Origin of the sequence: Hallella sp. (assembly GCF_037460745.1) — a bacterium.
Lineage (GTDB): Bacteria > Bacteroidota > Bacteroidia > Bacteroidales > Bacteroidaceae > Prevotella > Prevotella faecis.
On record NZ_JAXVAE010000099.1, the window covers coordinates 1 to 22,094 of the forward strand.

At 54.1% G+C, this 22,094-nt stretch carries 14 protein-coding genes and 1 pseudogene; 5 read left to right on the plus strand and 10 right to left on the minus strand.

The features are described 5' to 3' along the window. Positions 1–282: 282 nt before the first annotated feature. Entirely contained in the window at positions 283–651 is a 369-nt protein-coding gene (gene folB, locus WKK33_RS06115) for a dihydroneopterin aldolase (protein ID WP_215760144.1), read from the minus strand. A gap of 93 nt (positions 652–744) precedes the next feature. Further along, positions 745–3,312, minus strand: coding sequence for an adenosylcobalamin-dependent ribonucleoside-diphosphate reductase (locus tag WKK33_RS06120; RefSeq protein WP_337932947.1), 2,568 nt, complete (start codon positions 3,310–3,312; stop codon positions 745–747). Positions 3,313–3,461: 149 nt separating this feature from the next. On the opposite strand from WKK33_RS06120, the gene WKK33_RS06125 reads away from it, so the two are divergent. From WKK33_RS06125 to WKK33_RS06135, 3 genes are all read left to right on the plus strand, one after another. Then, the gene (locus WKK33_RS06125) at positions 3,462–4,217 is read left to right on the plus strand and encodes a nitroreductase family protein (protein WP_287768182.1); all 756 of its coding nucleotides are present in this window, start codon (positions 3,462–3,464) and stop codon (positions 4,215–4,217) included. A gap of 15 nt (positions 4,218–4,232) precedes the next feature. Beyond that, positions 4,233–5,390, plus strand: a complete 1,158-nt coding sequence (locus tag WKK33_RS06130; RefSeq protein WP_337932949.1) for an N-acetyltransferase — start codon at positions 4,233–4,235, stop codon at positions 5,388–5,390. Between the two features lie 457 nt (positions 5,391–5,847). Then, positions 5,848–8,052: a sodium-translocating pyrophosphatase gene (locus tag WKK33_RS06135; RefSeq protein ID WP_215760148.1), complete on the plus strand. Its 2,205-nt coding sequence runs from the start codon at positions 5,848–5,850 to the stop codon at positions 8,050–8,052. A gap of 271 nt (positions 8,053–8,323) precedes the next feature. On the opposite strand, the gene WKK33_RS06140 is transcribed toward WKK33_RS06135, so the two are convergent. From WKK33_RS06140 to WKK33_RS06175, 8 genes are all read right to left on the minus strand, one after another. Next, positions 8,324–9,793 carry an MFS transporter gene (locus WKK33_RS06140; protein WP_337468338.1) on the minus strand — a complete coding sequence of 490 codons (1,470 nt, stop codon included), beginning with the start codon at positions 9,791–9,793 and terminating at the stop codon, positions 8,324–8,326. Between the two features lie 151 nt (positions 9,794–9,944). Continuing rightward, on the minus strand, positions 9,945–10,916 hold the full coding sequence (gene kduI, locus WKK33_RS06145; RefSeq protein WP_215760150.1) for a 5-dehydro-4-deoxy-D-glucuronate isomerase: 972 nt from the start codon (positions 10,914–10,916) through the stop codon (positions 9,945–9,947). A gap of 50 nt (positions 10,917–10,966) precedes the next feature. Next, positions 10,967–12,364, minus strand: a complete 1,398-nt coding sequence (locus WKK33_RS06150; RefSeq protein WP_337932951.1) for a PTS transporter subunit IIC — start codon at positions 12,362–12,364, stop codon at positions 10,967–10,969. A gap of 160 nt (positions 12,365–12,524) precedes the next feature. Continuing rightward, on the minus strand, positions 12,525–15,002 hold the full coding sequence (locus WKK33_RS06155; RefSeq protein ID WP_337932952.1) for a bifunctional UDP-N-acetylmuramoyl-tripeptide:D-alanyl-D-alanine ligase/alanine racemase: 2,478 nt from the start codon (positions 15,000–15,002) through the stop codon (positions 12,525–12,527). Positions 15,003–15,748: 746 nt separating this feature from the next. Next, positions 15,749–17,233: a carbohydrate-binding domain-containing protein gene (locus WKK33_RS06160; RefSeq protein WP_337932953.1), complete on the minus strand. Its 1,485-nt coding sequence runs from the start codon at positions 17,231–17,233 to the stop codon at positions 15,749–15,751. Continuing rightward, complete coding sequence (locus tag WKK33_RS06165; RefSeq protein ID WP_337932954.1) at positions 17,230–17,631, minus strand: hypothetical protein; 402 nt, start codon at positions 17,629–17,631, stop codon at positions 17,230–17,232. Before WKK33_RS06165 ends, WKK33_RS06160 begins: the two co-directional genes overlap by 4 nt. 106 nt (positions 17,632–17,737) lie before the next feature. Next, the gene (locus WKK33_RS06170; protein ID WP_215760155.1) at positions 17,738–18,217 is read right to left on the minus strand and encodes an S-ribosylhomocysteine lyase; all 480 of its coding nucleotides are present in this window, start codon (positions 18,215–18,217) and stop codon (positions 17,738–17,740) included. A 23-nt stretch (positions 18,218–18,240) separates the two neighbouring features. After that, a complete protein-coding gene (locus tag WKK33_RS06175; protein WP_215760156.1) occupies positions 18,241–18,942 on the minus strand; it encodes a 5'-methylthioadenosine/adenosylhomocysteine nucleosidase in 702 nt (233 codons plus the stop codon). 136 nt (positions 18,943–19,078) lie between these two features. Between WKK33_RS06175 and WKK33_RS06180 the strand changes: the two genes are divergently transcribed. Both WKK33_RS06180 and WKK33_RS06185 read left to right on the plus strand, forming a co-directional pair. Beyond that, positions 19,079–21,616 carry a YfhO family protein gene (locus tag WKK33_RS06180; protein WP_337932955.1) on the plus strand — a complete coding sequence of 846 codons (2,538 nt, stop codon included), beginning with the start codon at positions 19,079–19,081 and terminating at the stop codon, positions 21,614–21,616. Positions 21,617–21,693: 77 nt separating this feature from the next. Further along, positions 21,694–22,094: pseudogene (locus WKK33_RS06185) on the plus strand (hypothetical protein); the annotation flags it as partial.

The window sequence follows — 22,094 nt, forward strand, 5'->3', positions numbered from 1 at the left end:
CAAAGGTCGACAACTTAAACGGAAGGCACAAGTCGGCATATTTCGGATGGTTACACCAAATTTCCTAACAACCAAAGCAACACCTGCTTCCTAACAACATGACGCCTGAGCTATATTCCCACAAAAAAGTGTTGGGCAAATGGGGCTGTTGCCAAACCCGTCATTTACCCAACACGCATCCATCCACCTAAAGGCAAGGCGCTAAGCCTCCCCCTTATGCGTCGTTCCCCACCCCACTTGGCTGATTGACAAGAGACGCCACGGGGAGTTTCGCTGCTTCGTTTATCGCGTCACACACAACTCCACGCCGGCGCCCTCGCAATCGGCGCCCATGGGTGGGTTGCGCTTGGTGAGGCAAACATTCACCTCATCGACCTGCGACCACTTGCCGAGGATGGCCTGCGCAATACGCGCCGCTACATGCTCCACCAAGTGGCGAGGCTCGCCCATCACTTGTTTCGCAAGTTGATACACCTCTGCGTAGTTGACCGTGTCGGCCACATCGTCGCTCAACATGGCACGCTCCACGTTCACCCGCAAGCGCAGGTCTACCTCATAATCGTTGCCCACCATGCGCTCTTGCGCCATAACCCCATGAAAGGCATGGAAACGCAGGCCACGCAGATGGATATAACTGTTCTTTAAGTTCATACGTCAACACATTTGTTCATAAGCCCGTCGCCTCTTCCAACCCATTCGCAACAGCGTCATGGGGCGCTGAGACGACGAGCGCCCCATGGGCGATTATCCACAACGACTGGCGCCGCAGTTGGTGCAGATGAGGCAACCCTCCTGATAAACCAGCGTTTCCTGGCCACATACGGGGCATTTCTTTCCCGCAGCCTTGGTGCCGTCGGTGATGTATTTTTTCAAGGCGCGCTCCACACCATTCTTCCAGGTGTTGATGCTCTCGTCGTTGAGCTGCAACGATCCCACCAGTTTGATGACGTGGTCGATGGGCATGCGATAGCGCAACACGCCTGAGATGAGCTTGGCATAATTCCAATACTCAGGGTTGAACTTCTCGCTCAAGCCCTCAACGGTGGTCTTGTAACCGCGCTTGTTCTCAAACTGGAAGTCGTAACGGTGTGAGCCGTCGTCGTTGGTCTGCTTGATAATTTTGCCCTTGGTGACCGTCTTGGGCAACACAATGCCCTCCTCATCGTCTTGCAAGCCCGTGAAAATCTCATAGGGATAACCATTGAGCAATCCTACAAAGGCCACCCATTTCTCACGATTGTTTTGGAAACGAACCACATCGCAATCGAGTTCCTTGGGCCTTACCTCCTGCACCAACGGCCTCTGCAAGGCGGTGGCTGTAACGGGTGCTGGCGGCTCTTGGCGCTTCTTCTTATCCTTCTTCGTAACGGCGACCATCACACCCGACCTACTTCCGTCGCGGTAGATGGTGCAACCCTTGCAGCCTGAGCGCCAAGCCTCCACGTAAAGGCGGTTCACCAACTCCTCGTCCACATTGTTGGGCAGGTTTACGGTAACCGAGATGCTATGGTCCACCCACTTCTGGATGGCACCTTGCATGCGCACCTTCATCAACCAGTCCACATCATTGGCCGTAGCCTTATAATAAGGTGAACGGGCCACGAGGGCGTCGATCTCCTCCTGCGAGTATTTCTTCTCGGTGTCGACGCCGTTGATCTTCATCCATTCCAGGAATTTCTTGTGGTAAACAATGTACTCCTCGAACGAGTCGCCCACCTCGTCCACATAGTCCACATGCACCTCCTTGTCGTTGGGGTTCACCTTGCGGCGACGCTTATAGACGGGCATAAACACCGGTTCGATGCCGCTGGTGGTCTGTGTCATGAGCGATGTGGTGCCTGTGGGAGCAATCGTCAGACAGGCGATATTGCGACGGCCATGCTTCACCATGTCGTCGTAGAGTTGTGGGTCGGCCTCGCGCAAACGGTTCACAAACGGGTTGTTGGCCTCACGCTCAGCATCATAGATGGCAAAGGCACCACGTTCCTCGGCCATGGTAACCGACGAGCGATAGGCGTTGAGCGCCAAGGTCTTTTGCACGCTAACGGCAAAATCGGTGGCTTCCTGGGTGCCATAACGCAACCCCATGGCGGCTATCATGTCGCCCTCTGCGGTAATGCCCACTCCCGTGCGACGTCCCAGTCCGCTCTTATGCTTGATTTTCTCCCACAGATGGTACTCGGTGTGCTTCACGTCGTCGCTCTGCGGATCATTCTTGATCTTCTCCATGATCAGGTCGATCTTCTCCATCTCGAGATCCACGATGTCGTCCATGATGCGTTGGGCCATGCGAGCGTGAGCGCTAAACTTGTCGAAATCGAAACGCGCTGCGGGCGTGAAGGGGTTCTCCACATAGCTATAGAGATTGAGGCAGAGCAGTCGACAACTGTCGTAGGGGCAGAGAGGAATCTCGCCACAGGGATTGGTCGAAACCGTGCGGAACCCCAGATCGGCATAGCAATCGGGGATGCTCTCACGCAGGATGGTGTCCCAAAAGAGCACGCCGGGCTCGGCACTCTTCCAAGCGTTGTGCACAATCTTATGCCAAAGGTCGCGTGCCGATATTTCCTTGCGCACCATCGGCTGGTCGGCATCTACTGGGAACCGTTGCACATAGGGCTTGTCGGCTACGGCGGCTTGCATGAAAGCGTCGTCGATCTTCACGCTTACATTGGCTCCCGTCACCTTGCCCTCGGTCATCTTGGCGTCGATGAAGCTCTCGGCGTCGGGGTGCTTCACGCTCACCGAGAGCATCAGCGCTCCGCGGCGTCCGTCTTGCGCCACCTCACGTGTGGAGTTGCTGTAGCGCTCCATAAACGGAACCAGACCTGTACTGGTCAGGGCCGAGTTGTTGACAGGGCTTCCCTTGGGCCTCAGCTGGTCGAGGTCGTGCCCCACGCCACCGCGTCGCTTCATGAGTTGCACTTGCTCCTCATCGATCTTCATGATGGCGCCGTAGGAATCGGCGTCGCCCTCCAAGCCGATGACAAAGCAGTTGCTTAGCGACGCCACCTGATGGGTGTTGCCAATGCCCGTCATGGGACTGCCTGCGGGAACGATGTAACGGAAATGGTCGAGCAGGTCGAACACCTGCTGGGCACTGAGCGCATGGGGGTATTTCGACTCTATGCGCGCTATCTCATTGGCTATGCGCCAATGCATATCCTCGGGACTTCTTTCATAAATATGTCCGAAACTGTCTTTCATGGCATATTTGTTCACCCACACCCTTGCGGCGAGCTCATCGCCGTTGAAATAGTTCAAGGAAGCGGAATAAGCCTCCTCGTAGGAATAGGTTGGTTGGTTTTCCATGCTCCGAAATGTTTTCAAATGGTTACTACTATGTTTTGCAAAACTACAAAAGATTTGCGAGAAAGTGAAGACTTGAAACATGATTTTAAGCGAAAACTTTTCCCCCTCGGATAATTTTCTTTATCTTTGCAACAAACAAGTAAACCAAAATGAGAAACTTAACTACACGCCGAAGCATCCGAAAATATGCCGACAAGGCTGTTTCCGAGGAGTTGCTCAATCGCCTGTTGGCCGAAGCAGAGCGCACGCCAACCATGGGCAACCTGCAATTGTATAGCGTCATCGTGACACGAAGCGAGGAGATGAAGACCAAGCTTGCACCCGCACACTTCAACCAGCCCATGGTTTGTGGAGCGCCTGTGGTGCTGACGTTCTGCGCCGACTTCCGACGCACCACCCTGTGGGCCGAGAACCGACAGGCAAAACCGGGCTACGACAATTTCCTGAGCTTCATCAACGCCTCAACAGACGCGCTACTCTATTGCCAAACCTTCTGCAACCTGGCCGAAGAGGAGGGACTGGGCACATGCTTCCTGGGCACCACGGTTTACATGCCCCAAATGATTATCGACACGCTCCAGTTGCCCCAACTGGTGTTTCCCGTGGCCACCATCACACTGGGATGGCCCGACGAGCAACCCGAGTTGAGCGACCGCCTGCCGCTGAGAGCCATCATCCACGAAGAAACTTACCACGACTACACACCCCAAGCCATCGACGACTGCTATGCTGAGAAGGAGGCGTTGCCTGCCAACCAGCACTTTGTGGAGATCAACCACAAAGAAACGTTGGCCCAAGTGTTCACCGACCTGCGCTACACCCGACGCGACAACGAAGCCATGTCGGAGGGAATGATCGACGCATTGCGCCGGCAAGGATTTCTGCCAACGGCCAAACAAGACTGACAAAGCGGACTATCCATGAGTGTGAACATCAAGCAGGTGGAAACGAAGAAGGAGCTAAAGGCCTTCGTACAGTTTTTCTACGACCTCTATCGCGACTGCGACCATGCGGTGCCTTTTCTCTTCAACGACGAGTTGGGCACACTTAGTCGCACGTCGAACCCCGCTTTTGAATATTGCAACGCAGCCTATTTCCTGGCCTATAAGGAAGGAAAGGTTGTGGGGCGAATTGCCGGCATCATCAACACAAGGGCAAACACACGTTGGCAAACGCCCATGGTGAGATTCGGATGGTTCGATTTTATCGACGACCAAGAGGTGTCGGCTGCGCTCATCAGCGCCGTGGAGCAATGGGGAGCCGGGCAGGGAATGACCGAGATTGGTGGACCGTTTGGCTTCGACGACATGGATCGGGAGGGAATGCTCGTGGAGGGCTTCGATCGCCTTTCCACCATGTACATCAACTACAACCACCCTTACTACCCGCAACACATGGAGGCTATGGGGGGCTTTCGAAAGGACAACGACTACTTGGAGTACCGAATCCGCGTGCCCGAGGTGACGCCTCCCAAGTTCGCCAAACTGGCCGAGATGGTTGAGAAGCGCTACAACTTGCACGTACACAAGTTCACACGCAAGGAGCTGCTGACCGAAGGAAAGGGTAAGCAACTGTTCGACATTCTGAATACCACCTACAACAACCTCTACGGATTTGCCCAATTAAGCGACAAGCAGATCGACAAGTTGGTGAACGATTACCTTCGCATGGCCGACTTAAACCTGGTCACGGCGGTGCTCGACGGCAACGAGAACAACAAGATGATAGGGTTCGGTGTTTCGTTCCCATCGTTCTCAAAGGCCCTGCAACACACACGCGATGGTCGATTGCTGCCCTTCGGATGGTGGCACATGCTACGTGTGGTGAAATGGCACAAGACCGACACGGTGGATTTGCTGCTCATCGGTGTGCTCCCAGAGTATCGCACGAAGGGCGCCAACGCACTTATCTTCAACGATCTTATCAGCTATTATCGCCAATATGGCTTCAAATGGGCAGAGGCAATGCCCCAAATGGAAACCAACAAAGGGGTGCTCAGCCAATGGCAATACTTGGAAGCGGAGAACCATAGGCGCCACCGCATCTACGTAAGGAGCATTCATTCAGCCAAGGAGTAAGCCTCATCCAACAAACAGAGCTTCTCCTTCCACACCCGATACGCCTCCATCAATCACGCCTTATATATATAAAGGTAGGGGCGCATCACATAAACGGTGGAGGCGCATCACATAAACGAAGCGAACGCTTCGCACATACGAAACCATCACAAGAGCAACAAAGGCCCACTTTCGCCAAACGCACACACCATTGCGTATGAGGCGAGAGTGGGCCTTTCGCAGCCTAAAAGCCAATAGGCATTTGGGAACCGCATTAGCATTTCTTCACCTTTGCCCCACCTTAGAGTCTTGATTGTCAGAAACACATGCATCAAACATAGAATTATTTGCGATTTTAAGCAAAAAAATATCGATTAAAAAGTACTACCTATTGGAATATTTCATATTTTTGCAAAGGAAAAACGATTTCGGCCTTAAACCTCCGGAAGCATCACCTTAAACATCAAATACTTATCTTATGAACAACATTCCATCAGTTTTCTGGCTTATCCCCATCGCCAGCGTAGTGGCTCTGGGAATGGCATGGTATTTCTTCCGCTCCATGATGAAGGAGGAAGAGGGAACCGAACGCATGATTGAGATTGCAGCGCACGTGAGAAAAGGTGCCATGGCATACCTCAAGCAGCAGTACAAGGTTGTAGGCATCGTGTTTGCGGTGCTCGCCATCGTGTTTGCATTCATGGCGTATGGCCTCAAGGTCCAAAACCCATGGGTGCCCTTCGCATTCCTCACCGGTGGATTGTTCTCCGGTCTTGCCGGTTTCTTCGGCATGAAAACGGCCACCTACGCCTCAGCTCGCACGGCCAATGGCGCACGCAGCGGACTCGACAAGGGTCTGAGGATCGCCTTCCGCAGCGGTGCTGTGATGGGACTGGTCGTGGTAGGTCTCGGCCTCCTCGACATCGCCATCTGGTTCATTGTCCTCAATGAGGTGTACGCAGGCGAGAAGACCGCCCTCATCACCATCACCACAACGATGCTGACCTTCGGTATGGGTGCGTCAACACAAGCGCTCTTCGCTCGTGTGGGCGGTGGCATATACACCAAGGCTGCCGACGTGGGCGCCGACCTCGTGGGTAAAGTGGAAGCCAACATTCCTGAGGACGACCCCCGCAACCCCGCAACGATCGCCGATAACGTGGGCGACAACGTGGGCGACGTTGCCGGCATGGGCGCCGACCTCTACGAAAGTTATTGCGGATCAATCCTTTCTACTGCCGCCCTCGGCGCCACGGCTTTCGCCATGAACGGCGACATGCAGCTGAAGGCCGTCATAGCTCCGATGATCATCGCAGCCATCGGAATATTCCTCTCTCTTATCGGAATCTTCTTGGTTCGCACCAAGGAGGGAGCAACCATGAAGGATTTGCTTCGCTCTCTCGGTCTGGGAACCAACGTAAGCGCCGTGCTCATCGCCATCGCCACATTTGCCATCCTTTACTTGCTGGGCATCGAGAACTGGCTCGGATTGTCGTTCTCTGTCATCAGCGGACTGGTCGCCGGCGTCATCATTGGTCAGGCAACTGAGTACTATACCTCGCAAAGCTACAAGCCAACGCAGAAAATTGCCGAGGCTTCTCAGACAGGTCCAGCCACCGTTATCATCAAAGGTATCGGCACGGGCATGATTTCCACGATGGTTCCCGTGGTCACCATCTCATTCGCCATTATGCTGAGCTACCTCTGCGCCAATGGTTTCGACATGTCACTTTCGGCCAAGAGCCTCAGCACAGGTCTCTATGGCATCGGTATTGCGGCAGTGGGTATGCTGTCGACCTTGGGCATTACGCTTGCCACCGACGCCTACGGCCCCATCGCCGACAACGCTGGCGGCAACGCAGAGATGAGCGGACTGGGTGAGGCTGTGCGTGAGCGCACAGACGCGCTCGACGCCTTGGGCAACACCACAGCCGCCACAGGAAAGGGCTTCGCCATTGGTTCAGCCGCTCTTACGGCACTTGCCCTGCTCGCCTCATACATCGAAGAAATCAAGATTGCTATGGTACGCGCCTTCGAGGGCGGCAAGCAATATATCGACGCTGCGGGCAATGCCTTCGACCCCACACAGGCTTCCACCATCGATTTCATCAACTTCTTCGAGGTGAACCTCATCAATCCGAAGGTACTCGTTGGCGCATTCCTCGGTGCAATGGCTGCTTTCCTCTTCTGCGGACTTACGATGGGTGCCGTGGGTCGTGCCGCCGAGTCGATGGTTCAGGAGGTACGCCGCCAGTTCCGCGAGATCAAGGGCATCCTCGAAGGTAAGGCTACGCCCGACTACGGACGCTGTGTAGAGATTAGCACACGTAGTGCCCAGCGCGAGATGATTATCCCATCGTTCCTCGCTATCGTCATTCCTATCGTTGTGGGATTGGTACTTGGCGTAGCTGGTGTGCTCGGTTTGCTTACCGGTGGATTGGCAGCAGGCTTCACACTCGCCGTGTTTATGTCCAACTCAGGTGGTGCATGGGACAACGCCAAGAAGATGATCGAAGAAGGAAACTTCGGCGGCAAAGGCAGCGAGAACCACAAAGCCACCGTTGTGGGCGACACCGTCGGCGACCCGTTCAAGGACACATCTGGCCCGTCGCTCAATATTCTCATTAAGTTGATGTCGATGGTCAGCATCGTCATGGCAGGACTTACAATTGCCTTCCTATAAGAATCTACAAACTATCCAGCCCGGATCGCCCATACGAGCGATTCGGGTTTTTGATATAGGCTCACTTTGGCCAATGGACAGCAAAGCACGATTGGCGAAAAAGCGCCTTGCTTGTTTACCCAACCTTCCTATGGGTTCGCCCAAATGAAAGAGGCACCCTATTCAGGCGCCTCTTTCAAACCAACTTATCATGTACTATAAAACAGAAGGTCTTGATGGAAAAGCGAATAGCTTTCTGCATTAAAACCATCTTTTTATTTGCCAAGAATCCTTATACCTCAATGGGCTTATACTTGGGCACTAAGGTCTTCATGATGATCCAACCAGCCATGTAAGCCACGGCGCAGAAGCAGAACACGATCATGTAACCGGCAGGTTTCCCCTCAAAACCGAGGAAAGTAAAGCCAGCGCCCATTTGCTCAGCGTAATTAAACAGATAGCCCGACCCAGTGTTAATGGCCCATGAGGAGATACCGCCCGCCATGGTGCCCACACCCGTGATGGTGGCCACCGCCGAGCGCGGGAACATGTCACCAATGGTAGAATAGAGATTGGCCGACCATGCCTGGTGGCCTGCTCCCGCCAATCCGATAATGATGGCGGGCCACCATGCGGGGTCTATCGGGCTACCCTTCCATGACGCAAGCGGCTGAGCCACAAGGGCAAGCAGTGGCAGAAGGGCAAAGATGAACATGGCTTTCATACGACCCGAATAGGGTTCCATGCCACGATGCTCCACAAAGTACTTAGGGATGTAACCGCCCACGATGCTCAACGCCGTGACGATGAGATAGAGAACGAAGATAAGCCATTGGCCCATGGTGGTGCTCGATGCGTAGCCAAACTGGTCGGAGAAATAGGCGGGGGCCCAGAACAGATAGAACCACCACACCCCATCGGTCATAAACTTACCCATGATAAACGACCAAGTCTGTCGATAAGTGAAGCAACGCATGAAGGGCAACGTGGGGCCATCGGCTTTGGCAGCGGCCTTAGCGGCATCGCTATCGGCAGCGTCGTCTTGCAAGATGTAGGCCAACTCCGCCTCATTGACATGCTTACACTGGCTCGGTTTGTCGTAGATGAACACCCAAAAGCCCATCCACACAAAACCTATTCCACCAATGATTACAAACGCGCTCTCCCACCCCAAGTAATTGGCAAGCACCGGAATGGTAAGCGGCGCTATGAGAGCGCCTATCGAAGCGCCCGAGTTGAAGATGGCCGTGGCAAAGGCGCGGTCTTTCTTCGGGAAGAACTCGGCCACAACCTTGATGGCCGACGGGAAGTTGCCCGACTCGCCCATTGCCAACACAATGCGGCAGAACATGAAGAGATAGACGCTCACCGTGGAAATCATCAGCGCCATCTGCGATCCCGCCTTCACGGCGCGCAAGGCATCCACACTATCGAGCCCAGCATACTGCATGGTGACCCAACCGCATATAGCGTGCAAGCAGGCGCCCAACGACCATACGAAAATAGCTATTAGATAACCGCGCTTGGTGCCCAATCGGTCGATAAACTTTCCAACGAAGAGGCTGAACAAAGCGTAGAAAAACGAGAATGCACCGGTGATGTTGCCATAATCGGCATCGGTCCAATGAAATTCCGGGGCGATAAAGTCTTTCCATGTCAACGAAAGCACCTGACGATCCATGTAGTTGATGGTCGTGGCAAAAAAGAGCATGGAGCATATCACCCACCTGTATTGGGATATTTTGTTCTTAGTGGTTAGCATCTCAAATAAGTAGTTTTTAGGTTATCTGATTGCCATCTTTGCCCGATGGCGAGGGCTATAAAAGCAAGAGGATGTGTTCGTTCCATCCATAGTCGTCGATGCATGTCGATCAACGGTTAGCGGTAATGGAACACACACATCCTCCGAAAGATTATTCAAGCGTGGGGATTGGTGCCAACTGCATGTCGGTATATACGAGGTTCTCGCCAGCCATACCCCAGATAAAGGTGTAGTTGCTTGTGCCGGCAGCGCAATGCACACTCCATTGCGGCGAAATCACAGCCTGCTCATTGTTCATCCAGATGGGGCGAGTTTCCTGCGGTTCTCCCATGACATGAAGAATCTTCTGTCCCTCGGGCACCTTGTAATAGAAGTAAGCCTCCATGCGACGCATGTGGATATGTGCGGGCATGGTGTTCCAAACGCTACCCGGCTTCAGCTCGGTGATACCCATCTGCAACTGGCAGGTACGCACCCCGGCTACACCATTGATAATCATCTGGTGGATAACGCGGTCGTTCGACTCCTCCATCTTACCAGCCTTGATGTTGTTGGCCTCCTTCAAAGTCACCTTCTTGGTGGGGAAAGAAGCATGTGCGCAAGCCGAGTTGAGATAGAACTTGGCAGGCTCTGCGGCATTCTTACTGGCCACGACGATATCCTTGGCACCACGGCCCACGTAGAGAGCCTCTTGGAATCCCAAAGAGTAGGACTTTCCATCGACAGTCACCGTGCCTTCGCCACCCACGTTGATGATGCCCAGTTCACGGTTGTCGAGCAGGTTGCGTCCGTCGTTACCCTTGCTCTCATCCACATAGAGAGGCGCAATAGACGTGAGTTTCAGCGGTGTCGAGGTAGGCTCAGCGCCACCAATGAGGAATCGATCGAACATTGTGTAGGTCCAGTTCACCTCTCCTGGAGCAAACACTTTCTCTATGAGATATTCCTTGCGCAGGCGGTCGGTGGTGTAATGCTTAGCATCTTCAGGTCCCGTTGCCCAACGCACATTGTAATGGGTGTAAGCGTTTTCAGCCTTCACCTCATAGCCTTTAGAGCAGCAGCCCTGAGCGAAACCAGCCAGGGCAAAGCAGCAAAGGGCTGCGGTAAGAATGGTTTTCTTCATGATGATATTACAAATTAAGTGTTTTCAAAAATCTAATGGATGGCGAGACATTACTCCCTCTCCTTCCCATTGGCAATTAAGTCTTCTGTGGCTCTTTCCTCCCGTACGATCAAACAACGGTTCCAGGCCATCAAGCCCAAGGCCAACACCGCAAGCAATCCTGCGCCAACGAATTTAGCATATTTGCAAGCGGCGTAGATAACGTAGCCGTAGAGCGAGCTTGAGAAGTCCATGCTACCCGCCATGAATCCCTCGGGAACCTTTGCAGTCAGTTCGCCCGTGCTTGCATACACCATAGCGGCAGCGCTTGTGAAGTCGGCCGCCATATCGGTAACAAACCACAACCCGGCTGTCAGCGCCACCAGTCCAACGATGAAGGTACGCACCACATTACCCTTGGTGTAAGGCAACATCAACGGGAAGAGGTAGAACAATCCTGCCAATGAGGCCAACGGCAAGAACTGGTTACCGGGAAGGAACACGGCGATAAGCAGATAAACAGGTATCAACAGCAAGGTGCAAACCAATGCTGTGGGATGACCAATGACCAGCGCCGGACTCATTCCAATAAACACCTGCTTGCCATGGAACCGACGGTTCACCAATTCCTTGGTTTTCTCCGAGATGGGCATCAAGCCTTCGATGAACAACTTTGTGATACGCGGGATGAGCTCCATGACGGCTCCCATCGTCACGCCCAAGATGAGGATCTTCTTCACATCGAGGCGAGCGACAAGTCCAATGAGCATACCCACAATGACGCCGAGCACCAACGGCTCGCCGAGCACTCCAAACTTCTTCTTCAATCCCTCCGCGTCGATATCGAGCTTGCTGAATCCAGGTATTTTCTCCAAGAGCCAATCAATGCAAATGACGAAAGGCAGGAAGCTCTGGCAGAACGGTTGTGGCACCGAGATTCCATCGAGATCCTTGTAATAACCTTGGAACTTCGATGCCGTGCGATCGGCAATAACCAGCGTGATGACATAGCAAACGATGGATGCGAAGTAGCCCCAATAGAGGTTCTCGTCGAAAACGAAGTAGACCACAGCGCCGATAAAGGCGAAATGCCAATAGTTCCAGAGGTCGATGTTCACCGTGCGTGTAGTTTTTGTAAGCAGCATCAGCAGGTTCACACCCAAGCAAATGGGGATAATGAGCACACCCACGGCCGTGTTGTAAGCCACGGCAGCTGCGGCTGGCCATCCCATATCAAACACCTTGAGGTCGAGGTCATAGATGCTTGAGATGAGATCCAACGGATCCTTGAAATTGGTTGTGAGCAGCGATGTCACAATACCCAAGCCCACGAAGCCCACTCCCACATAGAGGCCAGACCTCAAGGCTTTACCAAACTTCATGCCTATACACAGTCCAATGACCGTGAAGATGATAGGCATCATCACGCTTGCTCCCAAGCCGATGATATACATAAATACATTTCCCATACTTTGTTTTAGATAGACATCGAATCTCTAAGGTAGATTCTCGATAAATGATATGGCGCAAATTTACAAAAAATAATTGTAAATCTGCGCCTTATTCTATAATTAATTAGGTTTTATCGCCTAAAATAAAAAATCTTGCAACTATCTGTCTCCAAAAGGATTAATCCTGGAAGTAGATACGCTTCACGCGGTTGCTGATGCCCGTGAGCACCTCATATGGGATGGTATCGAGCACGTCGCTCAGCACGGTGACAGGCAGGTTGTCGCCAAAGATCTCCACGCTGTCGCCTTCCTTGCAGTCGATTCCTGTCACATCGATCATCGCCACGTCCATGCAGATGTTTCCCACATACTGCGCACGCTGCCCGTTCACCAAGCAATAGCAACGGCGGTTGCCCAGATGACGGTTCAATCCATCGGCATAGCCAATAGGAATGGCTGCGATAAGGCTATCGTGCTCAATGGTTCCCTTTCGGCTGTAGCCCACCGTGTCGCCCGCCTTCACATGTCGAAGTTGGAGAATGGTGGTCTTCAGGGTCGACACATTGTTGATCACGCCATTGTTTCGCGGATTGATTCCGTAGAGTCCCAATCCCAGTCGGCACATGTCGAGCTGACGCTCCGGGAAGTGCTCAATGCCTGCCGAGTTGTCGATATGGCGCAGAATCTTATGGTCGAAGGCAGCCTGCAACTGTCGGCTGGCCTTGTCGAACAGTTCAAACTGATGGGCAGAGAACTCGTCGAAGTTATCGCTGTCGGACCCCACGAAGTGTGAGAATACCGACCGTGGAATGACGGCGTTCTGGTGTTTGAGACGACTGATGAGTTCCTCCATGTCGTGCTCAGGGTCGAAGCCCAGGCGATGCATGCCGGTATCGAGCTTGATATGCACGGGATAATCGGTAATGCCCTCCATCTCAGCGGCTTTCACCAAGGCGTCGAGCAAGCGGAATGAGTACACCTCAGGCTCGAGATCGTTGTCGAACATGGTCTTGAAGGCCGACATCTCGGGGTTCATGATCATGATGTTGCTGGTTATACCATTGCCCCTGAGCATGGCGCCCTCGTCGGCCACGGCCACGGCCAGATAGTCCACCCGATGCTCCTGCAGGGTCTTGGCTATCTCCACGCTTCCTGCGCCGTACGCATCGGCCTTGATCATACACACGAGCTTGGTCTCGGGCTTCATGAATGAGCGATAATAGTTGAGGTTGTCGACCACAGCGTTGAGGTTCACCTCGAGCACCGTTTCGTGCACCTTCTGCACCAAGAGCTCCGTAATGCGGTCGAATCCAAACTGTCGGGCGCCCTTGATGAGAATCACCTCGTCGTGCAAGTTGTCGAACACCGGACTATGGATAAACTCCTTCACCGTCGTGAAGAACGACTTGTCGGCCACCTGAATGTTGTCGCGCTGCGAGAACATCACCGGGCCTATGCCAATAAATTTCTCCACTCCACGCTTGCAAACCAGGTCGCTCACCTCGCGATAGAGTTTCTCGGGCTGCTCTCCACTCTGCACAATGTCGCTCAGGATGAGCGTGCGCGTACGTCCCTTATGGTCGGGACGGCGGTTCATGAAGTCGAGCGCTATGTCGAGCGACTTGAAGTCGGAGTTGTACGAATCGTTGATGAGCGTGCACCCATGACGTCCTTCCTTCACCTCCATGCGCATGGCCACCGGCTCAAGCAGCTGCATCCGCTCATCGAGCTGGTCGGGCGTAATGCCCAGTTGCAACGCCACAATGGCACACGTCACCGAGTTGGTGATGCTGGCCTTGTCGATAAACGGAATGCTATACCTGTTTTCCTCACCTCCCCTATAAATATAGGTGATGGTGGTTGCCGTGTCTTTTTTCTCCACGGCCTTGATATACATGGGGGCCGTTTTGTCCTTAAGCGACCAATAGAGTTTTTCGCCTTTGTAATCGAACGTGGCCAAGACCTTTGTCACCAACGTATCGTCGCCATCGTAAACCATCTTCTCCGCATCATGGAAGAATATGAGTTTCTCGTGGCATTTCTCCTCCATCGAGCTGAAATTCTCCTGGTGGGCCGTACCGATATTGGTGAGCACGGCGATCGAAGGCTGCACAATGTCGCGCAGGGCCAGCATCTCACCGGGCTTGCTGATACCCGCCTCGAACACGCCCACCTGGGTCTGCTCGTTCATGAGCCACACCGAGAGGGGCACGCCAATCTGCGAGTTGTAGCTTCGCGGACTGCGTGTGACGTGCATGTTGGGCGAGAGGATCTGATAGAGCCACTCCTTCACCATGGTCTTACCATTGGATCCTGCGATGCCCACCACAGGGATGTTGAACTCGTCGCGATGGCGCTCGGCAAGGCGCTGCAACGCCTCCAGCGAGTTGATCACCTTCAGGAAGTTGGCCTTGGGATAAACCTGCTCCATGTTTTCGGGCACATCCTCCACAACGAAGTTTCGCACCCCACGGCGATAAAGCTCTGGGATATAATGATGCCCATCGTTACGCCCCGATTTCAAGGCAAAGAACAATGTCTCTTCGGGGAAACAGAGCGAACGGCTGTCGGTCAACAAAAAGCCGATGTTGGCATTCTCTTCGCCAAAACGGCGCGCACCGATGAGGGTGGTAATTTTTTCAATTGTATAAATCATGGATAACAACTTATATTGGTGGCAAAGATAATAAAAATGTTGCAAACGAAATCAATTACCTCCAAAAACTTTCGGCCAATAACCGAGTAACTTGCAAGTAGGTGGCCAATGCCCATCGGGCGCGATCCACGGGCGAGACAGGAATGGCCTCAAAAACCATTCGAAAAGCCTCAACAATCTATACGCAAAACTACATTGATTTTTGGAACGAGCGTGATGTTTGCCGCAAATATACGATTCTCAGCGCATTTACGCAATCGCCTGACAATCAATCTGTTGCGTTCGCAATTCGTCTTTTCGCCTTTCAAATTCCACATTACGCCTTGCGGTTAGGCATCTTTCGCACCTCGAAACATGCCTAACCTTGCTTCGAAAGATGGTCTTTCGAGGCACGAAACATGGTCTTTCGCAACTCGAAAGATGCCTAACGGCGAGCGCTGCTCTTAGATCGGGCGCCGCAATCTCTCACAAACGGCGATTTCTGCTCTTAGAGCACGCAAAATCTCGACACAACTTTTTAACCAAATAACCCTACAACTCCTCATCCATTCCCTTGGCAGCCCTCCTATTGCCGGCCGCTCCCTTTGACTCGAACGAGAAACGAAGCCCCCGAGGTTCCGTCCTTTTCAGAGAAACGAAAACAGGCTTGTGCGTTCCTTCGCGACGCGTTGGAACCCACAAGCCTATCATAATCATTTCGCAATCGGCAGGCACCTCTCTGTCGGGCCATGCCCACTCAGCGCCGTTTACATACCCGCCTTCGACACAAGCACTTGTGCCTTGCTGTTGTTGTAGATGGCGGGAATGGTGAAGCTAACGCCATCGTAAGCGGCGGTTGCTCCCGCCTTGATGTTCTGGGCCTTGTAAACCTTGTACTTCTGTGTGCCGCCTGTGGGCTCACACTTCTTGCCGCCGATGCCCATCAGCGTACCACCGTTCACCAAGAACGCAAAGTCGGTGCTCAACGCACGTCCGACCGAGGAGGCGGCCACAAACAAGGTTCCGCCATTGATGGTGATGGTTCCGTCGGTCTTCACGGCGTGTGGCTTGGTGTCGAGGGCGTTATACACATAGAGGTCGCCCGTCGTCACCACCGACAGTTGGCCATTGTCGATCACGATATCCCCATCGGCATTGATGCCCTTGGCGCCCGGTCCCGTTGAGGTGAGGCTCAGCGAGCCACCCTTCATGAGGAACTTGCCTCCGGCCTTCAACGAAGAAACACCGCCAATATCGTTCACCGTCGCATCGAAATAAGCCGATCCTGTGGTCTTGCCCGTCACCGTTCCACCCGTCATGGTGATGGTGCTGTCGGCTTTCAGGGCCTTGGCGCCCTCGCCTGTGGCCGTTACGGTCACCACACCCCCATTGAGGATGAGCTGGCCATTGTTGTCGCAGCCCTTCTTCTTGGCGCCCACATCAATGCCGTCGCCTTCCGAATTGACGGTCAGCGTGCCGCCGCACATCTCAAAATATTGCTTGACATGAACACCGTCGGCCTTGGCGCTTTCCACCGTCAGCGTGCCGCTCACCATGCGCGTGTACTCGTCGGAGGAGTAAGCGTGGCGACAATTGCCCTTGATGGCAAGTGTGCCTTCGCCCAACAGGTCGACATGTCCGTTTATGTAGAGGCAAGCGCTCTGCAAGCCCGTGGCAGCATCGGCCAACACGTTGGTTCCCACAAGGTTAACGTCGATCTTCTTACCATCGTCGATGGTGATGGCCCCGCCCTTGGCGCTTGTCAGCGAAAGGTTGTCGAGGGTGATCGAAGCCTTGGCATCGCCGTCCATGTAGAACGAGCCGTCGGTGCTCGAGCCGGTCAACGTGTAGGCGATGGCACCCATGTAAGTGGAGTCGGCCACGACGCGCACATCGGCGCCCACCGCACTCACCGTGACGTGCTGGGCCAAGTTGCCAGCCACCGTCACCTGGGCCTTAGCGCCCTGATAGTTCACGGCGATGGTGTTGTCGGCCACACGGTTGTTGTTCACCGTGACCGAGGTCACCTCAGCCAGTTGGTAGGTCTTTCCCTGCACGGTCAGCGTGGATCCGTTGTCAAAGAGCATGTCGCCGGTCTGCTCGGCCATGTGGGCATAGGTCACCTCGCCCACCTTGACGTTCAACGTCTGGGCGGAGACAAACGCCGATACGGGCGCGAAGAGCATCAGCAAGGCCAAAGCCTTCCTACGAACCATCGTTCCGAGGGTCATATTTGTGAAGAATGTGTTCATCTTGCTTCGTATTTATAGGTTTTTCCTGCGGTTTTCACTACATACAATCCCTTCTTCAGGCTTCTTTCCATCGTGGCTTTGTCCTTGAAGGTTCCCACGCGCTGGCCAGAAAGGGTCACCACGGTGAGCGGTCCGTTGGCCTCGGCCACCACCTCTTCCACGCCGGCGGGCTCTGCCGTGAAGCGCATCTTCTGCAGGTCGGCCAGCGCCAGGGTGGTCTTGTTGCCGTTCTGGGCCACCACAGCCTGCCCATTCTCGAAGGTGATGGTCAGGTCGGCGGCGCTGAACGATTGCTCAGCCAGGTTGTTATGGGTAAAGGTCAGATAGCTGTATGCGCCATCCGCATGGGCCGCAAGCGCCATGAGGCAACCGGCGACGAGTAACATTTTCTTTTTCATGGGTTTGTTAGATTACTGTTGCAAAAATAACGATTTACGCCTTTCGCTGAACGAAATAACCGTTAAAAAACCATTAAACGACGCAAAAAGTTACGACAAACGGTGCTTACTGAGGATAAACGAGGTTCTCCTCGCTCATGTTCATCAGCACCTCGTCGAGAAACTTGCGGGCCTCCCAGCGGGCCATGGGCAGGTCGTGGAGCAACCAGTTGCCGCAATCGCGAGGGGCGGCACCAGGTATTTCGCCTTCAAAATCGGCGACAAACTGGAACGTGCGCTTCATCAGTTCCACAATATCGCGCGACTCCCAATCGCCACGCAGCAACAGGTAGTTGCCGGTGAGGCATCCCATCGGGCCCCAATACACCACGCGGTCTTTCCACTCGGGGTCGTTGCGCAGATAGGTTGCCGCCAGATGCTCAATGGTATGGATGGCGCCATTGTGGAGCACGGGCTCACGATTGGGCTCCTTCATACGGATATCGAAGGTGGTAACCACTTCGTTTCCTACTACGTCCTTGCGACTGACATAAATGCCACGCAACAATTTCTCATGATTGATGGTAAAGGATGGTATCTTATTCATAATGAATCGGTTATGCTAAAAGGTTAGGCCAACAGGGCCTTGAGGTAATGACGGGTAATCTCGAAGCTGCCTTCGGCCATGCGGTTCCAGAAATCGAAATACTGGGCTCCCTTGTGGTCCTTCAGCGGCACGTCGCTAATGATGCGGAAAGAGATGAACGGGGTTTGGTAGATATGGCAGGTCTGCGCGATCGAGCAGCTCTCCATGTCGACGGCCACCGCGTCGGGGAAGTCGGCCAAAATCTGGCGCATCTTCTCACGCGAGTCGACAAACCATTCGCCGCTGACGGTCAGGCCGCTGCGAATCTTTATGCCGTCGACCACGCCGCTGAGCGCCAAGGCCTTGTCGACCAACGCCTTTGGCGACACGAAACGGGCGGGTTGGCCCATGATTTGGCCACGCGCCACCTCCTCGCCACAATAGGCGTCGTGGTAGGTGCATTCAGCAGCCACCACCACATCGAGCGGGCTAAGCGTCACGTCGGCTCCGCCTGCCACGCCCGTCGACATAACGAGGTCGGGCTGGTAACAATCGATCATCTCCACGGCGCCAATGGCCGAGTTTACCTTTCCGATGCCACACTGTTGAAGAATAATCTCAGCGCCATCGAGGGTGCCTATGACGAAGTCCTTGAAGTGATGTCGCTCCGTACGACAATCGTCGAGCAACGTCTTGAGTTGCGCGAACTCCTTGTCCATCGCAACGATAATACCAATCTTTTTCAATACAATAAATGATTATTTGACGCAAAGTTACAAAAAAATCGATGGCTCGCTTTCCTTTTTACTATGAAATTCAAACCATTCAGCGAAATTTTACTTACCTTTGCGCATAGAATAATAAACGTTTACACCTATTCTTATGAAAACTTTGAAGAAATGCCTACCCGACATTCTTGTTGTCGTGCTTTTCGCAATCATTTCTTTCGCCTACTTTGCGCCGGCCGACCTCGACGGGCGCATCCTCTACCAAGACGACCACTCGGCCGGACGTGGAGCCGGACAGGAGGCCAGTGAGTATTACCAACGCACAGGCGAGCGCACCCGCTGGACCAACGCCACCTTCTGTGGCATGCCCACCTACCAGACGTCGCCCTCTTACCACAGCACCGACCTGCTCGACAAGGTGATGGACTTCTACCACCTGTGGTTGCCCGACAACGTGTGGTACCTCTTCGCCTATCTCCTGGGCTTCTACATCATGCTGAGGGCCTTCAATTTCAAGCAGCACCTGGCCGCCCTGGGATCCATCGTGTGGGCATTCTCGAGCTATTTCCTCATCATCATTGCCGCCGGACATATCTGGAAGGTGATGGCATTGGCCTACCTGCCGCCTATGATCGGCGGTCTGGCGCTGGCCTATCGCGGCAAATACCTGTGGGGCTTCATCGTCACCGCCCTCTTCACGGCGTTTGAGGTGAAGGCCAACCACGTGCAGATGACCTACTATTACTTGTTCGCCATCCTCTTCATGGTCATCGCTTGGCTGGTCGACGCCATCCGCAACCACCAGATGGCACGCTTCTGGAAGGCGTCGGGCGTGGCCGTGGCCGCTGCCGCCATCGGTATCAGCATCAACCTCTCGAACCTTTACCACACCTGGCAATACTCCAAGGAGAGCATGCGTGGCAAGAGCGAGCTGGTGAAGAAAAACTCTGCCAACCAAACCGATAGCGGTCTCGACCGCGACTATATCACGCAATGGAGCTATGGCCTGAGCGAGACATGGACGTTGCTCGTGCCCAACACCAAGGGCGGAGCCAGTGTGCCCATGGCCGCCAACGGAAAGGCCATGGAGAAAGCCGACCCCAACTACATGCAGGCTTACCAGAGCATCGGCCAGTATTGGGGCAACCAGCCCATGACCAGCGGACCGGTTTACGTGGGCGCCTTTGTGCTTATGCTCTTCGTGCTCGGCCTGTTCATTGTGAAGGGTCCCATGAAATGGGCGTTGCTGGCTGCCACCATCCTGTCTATCCTCTTGTCGTGGGGACGCAACTTCATGGGCTTCACCAACTTCTTCATCGACTATGTGCCGATGTACGCCAAGTTCCGCACGGTGGCTTCCATCCTCGTTATCGCCGAGTTTACCATTCCTTTGCTGGCCATGATGGCTCTGAAGCGCATCGTAGACGAGCCCGACCTGTTGGCCAAGAAGGCACGTTGGGTCTACGCCAGCTTTGCCTTGACCGGCGGCCTCGCCCTGCTCTTCTGGTTGGCTCCGGGCTTGTTCTTCTCGCAGTTTGTCTCCAACAACGAGATGATGCAGTTCAACCAGATCGCCCAGCAGGGTCCCGACGCGGCACAATTCATCAATGGCTTCAAGGGCAACCTCGTGGAGGTGCGCAAGTATATCTTCTCTGCCGACGCCCTCCGCTCGTTCTTCATCGTGCTCATCGGCTTGGCGCTGCTGATGCTCTACCGTTTCAAGAAGCTCAACTCGAGAATCCTCGTGGCGTGCATCGCCGTGCTCTGCCTCATCGATATGTGGCAGGTCGACAAGCGTTACCTCAACGACAACATGTTTGTTGAGAAGAGCGTGCGCGACACACCGCAGCAGATGTCGGCAACCGACGAGCAAATCCTCAGAGACAAAGCCCTCGATTATCGTGTGCTGAACCTCGCAACCAACACGTTCAACGAAAACACCACATCCTATTACCACAAGAGCATCGGTGGCTATCATCCCGCCAAGTTGCGCCGTTACCAAGAGTTGGTCGACGCATACATCGGCAAGGAGATGGGCAAGACCGCATCGGCCGTGGCTGGTGCGGCTGGCGACATGACCAAGGTGAATGGCGACAGCATCTTCCCGGTTATCAACATGCTCAACACGAAGTACTTCATCATGGGCCTTCAGAACAACCAGACGGTACCCATCCAGAACCCATACGCCTACGGCAACGCATGGTTCGTCGACAAGGTGAGCTATGTGGACAATGCCAACCAGGAGCTCGACGGCCTCGCCGCCATCGACCTGCGACATGAGGCCGTGGCCGACAAGAAGTTTGAGAAGCAACTGGGTACTGCCGTCAAGCAGGAGTCGACCTCCATGGCTACCCTGAAGAGCTACGAGCCCAACAACCTGAAGTATGAGGTGAACTCTGAGAAGGGTGGCGTGCTCGTCTTCTCAGAGATCTATTATCCTGGTTGGACGGCCACCGTCGACGGACAACCCGTGGAGCTGGGACGTGTCAACTACGTGTTGCGCGCCATGAACATCAAACCTGGCAAGCACGAGGTGGTGCTCGACTTCCATCCCGCTTCGATCAACAACACGGAGGCTGTGGCCTACACAGCCTATGCCATCCTCATGGTGATGGCGGCCTTCGGCGTGTTCATGGAGTGGTACAAGCGCCATCGCAAGGCCAAGGCTCTTAAGAAAGCTAAAGCGGCATAAACCATCATGCCCCAATAACCCAAGGGGCGAGTGTAACGCTCGCCCCTTGTTTTTTACAATCTACTTATCTACAAATCATGAAAACTATCAAACCCTTCTTACTCCTGGCGGCCATGGGCCTTGCCTCAACGGTCATGGCTCAGCAGCCCCGACTCTCATCGAGCATTTATCTCTTACCACAGGCCAAGACGGATGTGGTGGTGCCCTTCCGCCCCACCGACAGCGGCATCCAACTGCCCATACGCTGGGGATTGGACGTGGCGTGGAATAGCGAGCAGAACATGCGCAAGGGCATCAACTTCATTGGCAAGGAGAACCTGAGCATCGCACGCAGCAGTTTCCAGATGAACCAAGAACTGATTGGCGACACGGCGCTCACCCATTCGCAAATCCAGGCGCTACGCAGCCGCACCAACACCATCAACCTCATGGGCGCCGATGTCGACATGGTGCTCAACGCCGACCAGGGAAACGGCTC

What these genes read in the sequence shown, in the direction of transcription:
- folB (WP_215760144.1), bottom strand. Translation starts at nt 651, where the DNA reads ATGAACTTAAAGAACAGTTATATCCATCTGCGTGGCCTGCGTTTCCAT.
- WKK33_RS06120 (WP_337932947.1), bottom strand. Translation starts at nt 3,312, where the DNA reads ATGGAAAACCAACCAACCTATTCCTACGAGGAGGCTTATTCCGCTTCC.
- WKK33_RS06125 (WP_287768182.1), top strand. Translation starts at nt 3,462, where the DNA reads ATGAGAAACTTAACTACACGCCGAAGCATCCGAAAATATGCCGACAAG.
- WKK33_RS06130 (WP_337932949.1), top strand. Translation starts at nt 4,233, where the DNA reads ATGAGTGTGAACATCAAGCAGGTGGAAACGAAGAAGGAGCTAAAGGCC.
- WKK33_RS06135 (WP_215760148.1), top strand. Translation starts at nt 5,848, where the DNA reads ATGAACAACATTCCATCAGTTTTCTGGCTTATCCCCATCGCCAGCGTA.
- WKK33_RS06140 (WP_337468338.1), bottom strand. Translation starts at nt 9,793, where the DNA reads ATGCTAACCACTAAGAACAAAATATCCCAATACAGGTGGGTGATATGC.
- kduI (WP_215760150.1), bottom strand. Translation starts at nt 10,916, where the DNA reads ATGAAGAAAACCATTCTTACCGCAGCCCTTTGCTGCTTTGCCCTGGCT.
- WKK33_RS06150 (WP_337932951.1), bottom strand. Translation starts at nt 12,364, where the DNA reads ATGGGAAATGTATTTATGTATATCATCGGCTTGGGAGCAAGCGTGATG.
- WKK33_RS06155 (WP_337932952.1), bottom strand. Translation starts at nt 15,002, where the DNA reads ATGATTTATACAATTGAAAAAATTACCACCCTCATCGGTGCGCGCCGT.
- WKK33_RS06160 (WP_337932953.1), bottom strand. Translation starts at nt 17,233, where the DNA reads ATGAACACATTCTTCACAAATATGACCCTCGGAACGATGGTTCGTAGG.
- WKK33_RS06165 (WP_337932954.1), bottom strand. Translation starts at nt 17,631, where the DNA reads ATGAAAAAGAAAATGTTACTCGTCGCCGGTTGCCTCATGGCGCTTGCG.
- WKK33_RS06170 (WP_215760155.1), bottom strand. Translation starts at nt 18,217, where the DNA reads ATGAATAAGATACCATCCTTTACCATCAATCATGAGAAATTGTTGCGT.
- WKK33_RS06180 (WP_337932955.1), top strand. Translation starts at nt 19,079, where the DNA reads ATGAAAACTTTGAAGAAATGCCTACCCGACATTCTTGTTGTCGTGCTT.